At 43.1% G+C, this 10,013-nt stretch carries 10 protein-coding genes and 1 pseudogene; 2 read left to right on the forward strand and 9 right to left on the reverse strand.

Annotation, left to right across the window (positions count from 1 at the left end; all coding sequences use genetic code 11):
• Nucleotides 1–21: 21 nt before the first annotated feature.
• The 9 genes from AB4589_RS21670 to artP all read right to left on the reverse strand — a co-directional run bounded on the left by AB4589_RS21670 (nt 22) and on the right by artP (nt 6,891).
• Complete coding sequence (locus AB4589_RS21670) at nt 22–816, reverse strand: adenylate/guanylate cyclase domain-containing protein (protein WP_372101667.1); 795 nt, start codon at nt 814–816, stop codon at nt 22–24.
• Nucleotides 817–824: 8 nt separating this feature from the next.
• On the reverse strand, nt 825–1,352 hold the full coding sequence (locus tag AB4589_RS21675) for a Pycsar system effector family protein (RefSeq protein ID WP_372101668.1): 528 nt from the start codon (nt 1,350–1,352) through the stop codon (nt 825–827).
• Nucleotides 1,353–1,638: 286 nt separating this feature from the next.
• Entirely contained in the window at nt 1,639–2,730 is a 1,092-nt protein-coding gene (locus AB4589_RS21680; protein WP_372101669.1) for a transposase, read from the reverse strand.
• Nucleotides 2,727–3,320 (reverse strand): tyrosine-type recombinase/integrase, encoded by a 594-nt coding sequence (locus tag AB4589_RS21685; RefSeq protein ID WP_372101671.1) that lies wholly within the window; start codon nt 3,318–3,320, stop codon nt 2,727–2,729. Before AB4589_RS21685 ends, AB4589_RS21680 begins: the two co-directional genes overlap by 4 nt.
• Nucleotides 3,260–3,583: a site-specific integrase gene (locus AB4589_RS21690; protein WP_372101670.1), complete on the reverse strand. Its 324-nt coding sequence runs from the start codon at nt 3,581–3,583 to the stop codon at nt 3,260–3,262. Before AB4589_RS21690 ends, AB4589_RS21685 begins: the two co-directional genes overlap by 61 nt.
• A gap of 377 nt (nt 3,584–3,960) precedes the next feature.
• Nucleotides 3,961–4,629 (reverse strand): arginine ABC transporter permease ArtM, encoded by a 669-nt coding sequence (artM, locus tag AB4589_RS21695; RefSeq protein ID WP_012603999.1) that lies wholly within the window; start codon nt 4,627–4,629, stop codon nt 3,961–3,963.
• Nucleotides 4,626–5,312, reverse strand: a complete 687-nt coding sequence (artQ, locus tag AB4589_RS21700) for an arginine ABC transporter permease ArtQ (RefSeq protein WP_009846801.1) — start codon at nt 5,310–5,312, stop codon at nt 4,626–4,628. Before artQ ends, artM begins: the two co-directional genes overlap by 4 nt.
• Nucleotides 5,313–5,315: 3 nt before the next feature.
• Entirely contained in the window at nt 5,316–6,059 is a 744-nt protein-coding gene (locus AB4589_RS21705; RefSeq protein ID WP_009846802.1) for a lysine/arginine/ornithine ABC transporter substrate-binding protein, read from the reverse strand.
• A 103-nt stretch (nt 6,060–6,162) separates the two neighbouring features.
• Nucleotides 6,163–6,891, reverse strand: a complete 729-nt coding sequence (artP, locus tag AB4589_RS21710; protein WP_009846803.1) for an arginine ABC transporter ATP-binding protein ArtP — start codon at nt 6,889–6,891, stop codon at nt 6,163–6,165.
• A 541-nt stretch (nt 6,892–7,432) separates the two neighbouring features.
• Between artP and AB4589_RS21715 the strand changes: the two are divergent.
• Together AB4589_RS21715 and AB4589_RS21720 are read left to right on the forward strand one after the other, a co-directional pair.
• Nucleotides 7,433–9,267, forward strand: a pseudogene (locus AB4589_RS21715) (ABC transporter ATP-binding protein/permease).
• A 198-nt stretch (nt 9,268–9,465) separates the two neighbouring features.
• Complete coding sequence (locus tag AB4589_RS21720) at nt 9,466–9,930, forward strand: thioesterase family protein (protein WP_009846805.1); 465 nt, start codon at nt 9,466–9,468, stop codon at nt 9,928–9,930.
• Nucleotides 9,931–10,013 lie beyond the last annotated feature (83 nt).

The raw sequence follows: 10,013 nt of genomic DNA on the forward strand, positions 1-10,013 counted from the left end.
TAATCCTTATTAGTTAGCAATCTAGTCTGCTGTAAGCATTTTTTGAAGGTATTCTGCACCATGCTTTTTACACCATGCACTCTTCAAAACATGAGCCGATTTAAATGAAAACCTTTTATCATGTGAAACATCTATTTTTTCCCAGAGCAACTGAGGGGCACTACACGAACAAGAATATTTTGCTTCTATAGCTGTTAGATTTTTATAAAATCTGTCAGACACATGAATTTCATCATCTTTTGATAAACCAGACAACTTAGCAGCCATGTTTACTGCTTTTCCTGCCCATACCTCGTTATGCATATCTCCACGTGATGCACTTCTTCTTAAGCCGATTTTACTGACTAAAAGAGTTCCTTGATCAATACCTATATGTACACCAGTATTTACTTTGGTCTTATTGGTTACTTTTTGCGTAAATACATCGTTAACAAACGTTTTAAAAGTCACGGCAGACGCAAATGCATGATGAACTTTGTCGTAATCAAAAAGAGCGAAAACACCATCACCTTTAATATCCACATATGAAGCGCCAAGCTCTTTGAATACTCTTACAGCAGTGCCTGTAAATAATGTATATACCCGACCAGTAGAACTTGCATAGTGACTTGCACTCAACTGAGTTGAATTTTTCATATCTACAAATACACATACTACATTATCAATTTTTAACCATTTATCTGATTGTTCTGTAGGGATAGAGTCTACATTTGGTATTCGACTCATCGAACTAGTACTTACAGGTTTGCTAAACTTTTTAACTTGTTTATCAATAATGTTGCGCAAGTTTTCTGGTAATTGTTTTTGGTTAATCATTTTTGACCTTAAAAGTAATGAAACCCTATTGAAATAGAAAAAAGAACAACTGCTAAAACAGTAACATTTGAAGCAAGTTTAAATTTTTTATACTTATCGAGTGCGATTTCTGCATTTGTAATAACTTGCGAGCTCAAATCTATCTCGAATGGACTCGCTTTATAGTTACTCATTTCTAGCTTTTCAGAGAGAAGAACCAAATACTCAGATTTTGAATACTTTGCAATGTCAGCAAAATAAAAACAGTTATCTGTAGTTTTTATTTCTTCGGGCTTAAACCATTTTTCGTCAAGAACAGGTAAGAATGAAATAATACAAATTAGGGCAGAACATACAAGCAAGATATAACCAATCAGAGCAGACCAGTATGATATTGTCTCTAAAATATCTACTTTCGATAAGACTCTAGTAACGCCCCATACTACCCCACCATTTAGCACTAAGAGAGCTGCATTTTTTTGCTCAGCAAACTTTAGCCAATCATTTACATTTGAAAAAACTGCACTCAACTTTTCTTCTATTAACACTTTACACATACATACCTCAAAAGATTGCTAACGCTTAAGTATTTATCCGTTGTCGTAGCACAATGGATAAATACCTGTTGGACTTGGCCGCTTCTATCTATGGAGTTTGCTTTTTAGGACTGACTTACGTTCCACTCTTATCATTAAGACTGGTACCCCATCAGCCGTCCATTTTCCACTTCTAGCCACCAATTTATCTACTGCGACTATACCCGTTGCATAATCTTTTTAAAAGCGAACAATGCCCCTCTCTCGCCATAACACAACGATAATTTTATTCATTACAATCAGACAACTAGGTCAGTCGATGCTCTGAAACGACTATCTTAGGTCTAATATTGATGCACACGAGTACCAAGCTGTTGCTATGGCAGTTCGGACAACGCGGTTTCTCTTTCAGCACTTCCGACTTCTCTGCGGGTCGCTTTCGTAAGCTTTGCCTAATTTCCGCTATCGCTTTTACCCGTACCGCATTAGCTAAAAAGCCATAATAGCGTATTCGCATTAGCCCTTTAGGCAACACATGTAAAAGTAAGCGTCGAAGTAACTCGCCCGCATTACAACACATTCTTTGCGTCCCATTGGTTCGATAGTCTTTGTAACTCATCGTGATACGGCCATCCACGTTATAACTTAATTGGTTGGGATTTAACCCGATACGATTGCAATACCGAGATAGATAACCCACTACCGCTGTAGGCTCATGGAGTACAGGTTTACTGTACACAACCCACCTCTTACTAGCGGCTTCCTCTAATAAATTACTGTGCGTTGCTATCAACTCGCTTACTCGGCATAACATCTCTTTCTTAAAGCGAACGGATAGGGCTTTAACCGGAAACAGGTAACTCTCTTTTCTTGTCGGTTGCCATTGCCGATCTTTTGTAAGCACCCCACTCGGTAGTAGGCAATGAATATGAGTATGTTGACTCAGATTTCTTCCCCAAGTGTGAAGAACCATTAATGCTCCAAGTTGACCGACAAGGTGATGCCGCTCATTAGCAAACGCGCATAATGTGGCCCACACTGAATGAAACAAGCATTGATAAACCACCTTAGGATGCGCTTTAACCAGAGCATTGAACTCGTGAGGTAAGGTAAAAACCATATGATGGTAGGCCACAGGTAAAATATCTTGGCTTCGCTTTGTTAGCCATTGCTGTCTCATCTGCTCTTGGCAATTGGGGCAATGACGGTCTCGACAAGAGCAGTACCAACGCGTTTCATGACCACATTGCTGACAACGCCAGTCGTAGCTGCCCATACGCTCTGTTCGGCAGTCTCTTAAATGGTTAAGCACTTGCCACTGTCTCGGTGTGACTCTGCTTTTATCAAGCTCTTCTAAGCCTTGTGTTAATACGGCTTGGTAAGGAGATAATGCGTTCATTCGCTCTCCTCCCATAGTTGTGCAACTAAGTCGAACTTACTTCCGTCCGAGCTTTCGTTGTGATGACCAATCCAATGGGTGTACCTCAATGTCGTTTTGATATTCGAATGTCCGAGGTAACGCTGAAGAACATTCAAAGGCATGCCCGACTCAAGCTGATGAGTCGCATAAGCGTGCCTCAAAGCGTGTATTCCTCCTAATTTTCTGACGTTTGCCTCAACTTTTGCTGCTTTGAAGCATTTCTGCAGAGAGCTAATACCCAATGGCTTTTCGGGCTCTAGGCTGGGAAACAGCACTACGGTGGGATGATAATGACACCAGTAATTTCGAAGATGATTCAGTTGGCTATCACCCAGTGGAACAAAGCGATCTTTTTTACCTTTACCACAATGAATGTGCAGTCGTTTCGCCGTACCATCAATGTCTTTCACGTACAAGCCTACGACCTCACTGACACGTAGGCCACATCCATAACACATTTCAAGTGCGGTCTGATATTTAAAACTTCGACAATGACTAATGATACTTCTTACTTCCTCGCGATTAAGCAGCTCCGGTATTTTACTGGCGCGTTTAATCGGGGGAACCAGTCGCTCTCAAATTCTCTATTCAAAACGGCACGATAAAAGAACAAGATGGCATTCAAAGCTTGAGCACAAGTACTACTACTTAAGCTCCGCTCTGTGGTGAGCGTACGTAAATACGCACTAATCTGTTGATCAGTGAGTAAATCGGGGGACAGATCGTAAGTAGTAGATAGATCTTTAACCCAACGTAAATAGCTTACATGGGTTTTCGGAGAAAAACGGCGAACCGCCATTTCATCGATAAGTTGTTGTCTTAATAGGGTCATGATGTATTCCTTAATCTATGGATACATCATAAGTTTGGTCTATCGGATAAGTGAGAGGAAAGTCCTCCGCGAAGCGGCTTAGTTCAACAGCTCTTAGACAGAAAAATTCTGCATTTAAATATAGAATTTTTCTATCTAGTTTCATATGCACGGCACTTTACCACGATTAATCACAGTATTTCAGTGACTTAAAACATAGATAAACTCATTGAATGACAAAATGCAGAATATTTCTATATAGTATGATTTTAGCGAAAACTCGCCCGAACTGTATGTAATCACAGTACCCTGCACATACCCAAACACAAAAAAGCCTGCCATTTATGCGAACATTAATGTCAGGCTTTATACGTTAGTTAAGCTTTTGAGTGGCTAGCTTACGCAGCTTCGAATGCGAGGGCCTTCTTCTCTACCTGACGGAAGATCAGCGTTAATACACCATTCACTGCTAGGTAGAATGCTCCAGCAATGCCGAACACTGTGAGCGTGTCGTAGGTTTGGCCGTTGATACGTTGAGCGTAGCCCATCAAATCCATGATGGTGATGGTGCTTGCCAGTGACGTGCCTTTGAAGACTAGAATCACTTCGTTCGAGTAAGCTGGAACGGCGCGACGTAGTGCGTATGGCAGTAACACTTTAAGCGTTGCGATTTTGTCCATGCCTAATGCGCGACATGCTTCCCACTGCCCTGCTGGAATCGCGTTGAATGCACCTCTGAACAGTAGCGTGCTGTATGCCGCGGTGTTCAGTGCGAGTGCTAACATTGCGCAGAACCAAGGTTGGCTAAGCCATGTCCATAGGAAGCTTTCACGAATCCAGTCGAATTGACCCGGGCCGTAATACACCAAGAAGATCTGAACCAACAATGGTGTGCCGGTGAACAGCGTGATGATGCCACGTGTTAACCAGTGAATCGCCGGGATCCTTAGGATTAGCGTTACCGTCATCAGCAATGACAATATACAACCAACAAGCAATGAAGCACCTGTGAGTTGAAGACTGGTCACTAAGCCTTCAAGCATTTGAGAGAGGTATTGTTGATTCATGCCATTGCCCCTTTGTTACCCAAACCTTGAATAGAAAACTTACCATCAATCACTTTTACTAATCTTTGGGTGATTAAAGTGATGACCAAATAGATTGCTGCTGCTGTCGCGTACCAAGTGAATGCTTCATGCGTTGCCGCAGATGTTAATTGCGCTTGTTTCAATAGATCGGTTACGCCAATCAGCGATACTAATGCGGTGTCTTTCAATAACACTAACCATTGGTTGGTTAACCCTGGTAGCGCGTGTCTCACTGCTTGTGGCAATACGACTCTGAAGAAAGCACGAGATTGTGAAATACCAAGCGCACTTGCTGCTTCTCTTTGCCCTTTGCTTACTGCTTTCAAAGCACCACGGATGGTTTGTGACGCGTAAGAAGCAAAGATAAGTGACAGTGCAACAACACCAGATAAGAACGGGCTCACTTCTATGAAGTCGCCAGTGATCATGAACAGAACTTGTGTCGAACCAAAGTAGATAAACAGTACGACCAGAATTTCTGGTAAACCACGAACAATCGTCACAAATGCAGTCGTTGGCCATTTGATTGCAATACGACGAGACATCTCACCACTTGCAAACAACACTGCTAGAACCAATCCAACCAATAGGCTTACGAACGCAAGCTGAACTGTCATCCAGCTTGCTTCGACGAGCCCTAAAGAGTAACCCGTTAATTCCATAAATTACTTACCGAAGTACTTGTTAAAGATCTTGTCGTATTCGCCGTTCGCTTTCACTGCTGCAAGTGCAACGTTAAGCTGGTCTACAAGTTCTTGGTTACTCTTGTTTACTGCGATACCAAAGCCGTTACCGAAGTACTCTTGGTTTGTTACTTGGTCGCCAACATACGTTAGGTTGTCTTGCTTTTTGAACCATTCAGCTACTACCGCTGTGTCACCAAATACTGAATCGATACGACCGTTTTTCATGTCGATGAATGCATCTTGGTAGCTTGAGTAAGGTACCGCTGTTACGCCAGCCATTTGCTCAAGTAGGAAGCTTTGATGAGTTGAACCGTTTTGAACGCCAACACGCTTGCCTTCTAGTGCTGCTTGGTCTGCTACTTTGCCTTCAATAGAGATGAATGCTGCTGAGTTGTCGTAGTAAGCATTAGAGAAGTTTACTTGTTTAAGACGCGCTTCAGTGATGTCCATTGCCGAAATAGCGGCATCGTAACGTTTGAATTTAAGTGCTGGGATCAAGCTATCGAACGCTTGGTTGTGAAAAGTACAAGTTGCTTTCATCTCTTCACAAAGTGCGTTTGCTAGGTCTACGTCAAAACCTTGGATTTGGTTGTTCTCGTCCATGTATTCGAATGGTGCGTAAGTCGCTTCCATTGCGAATTTGATTTCGTCTTGTGCCGATGCATTAACAGCCATGCCTGCAGAAGAAAGGCCGATAAGTGAAGCTAGTAGAATCTTTTTCATTTGGTTACTCCGAATCTGTGTGATTTTGACCTGTGGCCATTTCTATAATTTGATTGTTTTAATCGATGTTGTGTTTAGCTAAATCTAGTGAGTCAACTTAGGTTTAATGCGTAAGATACTCGGCAAACTCGGGTGTCTGCGGGTTAACGAATGAATCGCTGGTGCCGTGTTCAACGATGTACCCTTTTTCTAGATACAGAACGTGGCTAGCAATCTTCTTCGCGAAATCAACTTCGTGTGTCACAACCACTTGAGTAATGCCCGTTCCACTCAACTCTTTAATAATGCTGACAACTTGGTTGGTGATCTCAGGATCAAGCGCCGCTGTTGGTTCATCAAACAACAACACATCCGGTTTCATCATCAGCGCACGTGCAATCGCAACACGCTGTTGTTGACCACCAGACAGTTGAAGTGGCCAAGCGTCTGCTTTGTCGGCAAGTTGAAGTGTCTTTAGTACTTCTTGAGCTTGCTTGATGGCTTCTTGCTTATCTAAACCCGCCACTTTGGTGGGAGCTTCAATTAAGTTTTCCATCACCGTCATATGTGGCCACAAGTTGTATTGTTGGAACACCATGCCAACTTTACGACGAAGTTTAAGCCCCTGCTTTTCTTGGATCTGGCTTGAAAAATCGAATTGCTCGTTCGCAATGTCTAATTCGCCGTTGTCCGCGATTTCTAACAGGTTCAATACACGCAGTAATGAACTCTTGCCCGCGCCGCTTGGGCCAAGCAATACCAAGGTTTCGCCACTTTCACAGTCAAAGCTGATGTCATGAAGAACTTGGGTATTACCGTATGATTTGTTGATGCTCTTTACTTGAATACTCATGCCACAATACTGCATTAATTGTCATTTGTTGGTTATTCTATTCAATTCGAGGTTTTATGCAAGAAAAATGTATAAAAAACTATTTTGTTGAATTTTTGTAACGAAAGTTGCGCAGAAAACAGTCGCTATAACTGGTCTTACAACCAAAAGTCACAAGTTGCTGATAAGCTTGAAATCGAGGGAAAGCAAACGTTTCTCTTCCAATTAAAAAATCAGTACAAGATCTAAAAACCTGTAGCTTCTATTCGCCATTGGCTTACGCTCACATGCATAAAAATTAGAATAAAATAGCTCGTTTGCTCTTCATTCCAAGCCTCATTAAATGATTAATGTTCCTTTTGAACAGTATCGATTTCCTCACTTGCTAGGCATCAAAGTCCGAAAATTGAGTGTCCTAGGAAGCATCAGTCAGCGATGCGTGCTTTAATGGTTTCTCTTGTAAGCAACAAACATTTACGAACGACTAGCACTTGATTCGTGACATGTACGTACAAACAACAAGCCATCTACTCTTAAAGCGACAACACATTAAGGCAGTCATATGCAAAACGATGTCTCTTCTACGCGTGACTCTACTCAGCGAACGGCTCAACGATCTACTCAAAAAGCGCCACAACCCAAACCTGAGAAGAAAAGCCTCAGTATTTTATTTGAGCTCAGCAAATTTATTCAGCCCTATAAAGGCCGTGTGATTGCAGCGCTGATCGCTTTGATCTTCACGGCGAGCTTAACCCTTTCGGTCGGACACGGTATTCGCCTTCTTATCGACCAAGGCTTCAGCCAACAATCGTTATCAGATTTAGGCAGTGCGATTCAATTCATCATGGTTGTAGTCGTGCTGATCTCGATTGGCACCTTCTTTCGCTTCTATTTGGTCTCTTCTGTTGGTGAGCGAGTAAGTGCGGATATACGCCTGTCGGTTTCAATCACGTGGTGACGCTTCACCCGAGTTACTTTGAAACCAATGGCAGTGGCGACATCATGTCGCGCATCACAACCGACACAACCCTGCTCCAAAGCATTATTGGTTCGTCGTTTTCTATGGCGATGCGAAGTGCATTAATGTGTATTGGCGCAATCATCATGCTCTTCGCGACCAACATTAAGCTAACGCTGATCGTGTTGGCCTCTGTGCCGTTTATCCTGATTCCGATTTTGGTATACGGTCGACGAGTGAGAGCCCTCTCTCGCCAAAGTCAGGATTCGATGTCTGATGTGGGCTCTTATGCCGGCGAAGCGATTGAGCACATTAAGACTGTGCAAAGCTACAGCCGAGAAGCACAAGAGAAAGCGTCATTTGCGATTGAAGTGGAAAAAGCATATGAAATTGGACGTCAGCGAGTAAAGCAACGCGCGATTCTTATCTCTGGTGTGATTGTTATCGTGTTCAGTGCGATTGCAGGCATGCTTTGGGTTGGTGGCAGCGATGTCATCAACGGCACGATGTCGGCGGGTGACTTAGCGGCGTTTGTCTTCTATGCGATCATGGTCGCTTCATCACTAGGTACGATTTCTGAAGTGATGGGTGAACTGCAACGTGCGGCAGGTGCGACAGAACGATTAATTGAAATTCTACAAGTTGAAAGCCATATTGTTGCGCCTGTAGAAAACCCAACATCACTCGATAACGTGACACCAGAAGTCGCTTTTGATGATGTGACCTTCTGTTACCCATCAAGACCCGACCAGCCCGCAACAAGCAACCTCACGCTAACGGCCCATGAAGGTAAAGTGTTGGCATTGGTTGGCCCGTCTGGCGCAGGTAAAACCACCCTATTTGAACTGCTGCAACGTTTCTACGACCCACAAATAGGCAAAGTAACGTTAGGCGGTGTTGAACTGAATCAGTTTGATCCGAACGAGCTAAGAAAGCAGATGGCATTAGTCCCTCAGCAACCCGCTCTGTTCAGCAACGATGTGTTCCATAACATTCGATACGGGAACCCAGAAGCAACGGACGAGCAAGTTATCGAAGCGGCGAAAAAAGCGCACGCGCACGAGTTCATTCAGAACTTACCTGAAGGCTATCACAGCTTTCTTGGTGAACGTGGCGTTAGATTGTCTGGCGGGCAGCGTCAGCGTATTGCCATCGCTCGTGCCATCCTAAAAGATCCGAATATTCTCTTGTTGGACGAAGCAACCAGTGCGCTAGACAGTGAAAGTGAGCATCACGTTCAACAAGCTTTAGAAGAGTTAATGCGTGGCAGAACGACCATCATTATCGCCCATCGATTATCAACAATTAAACACGCCGACCAGATTGCGGTGCTAGATAAAGGGCAGCTAGTAGACATTGGCGACCACCAGTCGCTCATCAATAGCTGCGAATTGTACCAACGCTTAGTTGAACTGCAATTCAAACACCTCAATGTGTGAACATTGAGTGGATGTGCAACTAAGTCACTGACATTGTGTGGTTTCAAGCTTCAAAAACTTAAATCACACGTGTTGCAGTTTTGTTAATTTAGCGGTAGGGTTTTTATTCCAATAACAACTGATCCCGATGAAGGGTAAATAGATAACGTTAATTACCCAGATAACACTAACTACACAGATAACAATAAGAGAGTTCGCATGGAAGCACTATTATCTGACTACCCGGTAGTAACAGAAATCCCTGTCGCTTGGGGAGAAATGGACGCCCTTAATCACGTTAACAACGCCGTATATTTTCGTTATTTCGAAACGGCTCGCTTAGATTTTTTCAAGCATGTCGAGCTGATGGAAGAGATGGCGATTACCAAAGTTGGCCCTGTTCTTGGCGACACTTATTGTAAATATTTCAGACCAGTCACGTATCCAGACACGCTGATGATCGGTTCGCGTGTTACAGACATTCAAGACGACCGCTTCACCATGGAATACGCGATCGTCAGTAAGGCTCAACAGAAGCTGACGACAATCGGCACTGCGACCATCGTTATGTTCGATTTTGCTTCAAACCAAAAAGCGCTGCTTTCACTGCGTTTAACCAATGAAATCGAGAAGATGAACACGTTAAAGAGCCCATGCTTCAAACAGGAAGCTGTGACGGAATAACCTATTCGCTGATTCAGAATACTCAGATACAGAAAGACCACTCGATTGAGTTAATGCCGTTCGAATAAGTATTATTGCTTGAA

Origin of the sequence: Vibrio sp. 10N.222.49.A3, assembly GCF_041475145.1 — a bacterium.
GTDB classification, from domain to species: Bacteria; Pseudomonadota; Gammaproteobacteria; order Enterobacterales; family Vibrionaceae; genus Vibrio; species Vibrio tasmaniensis_A.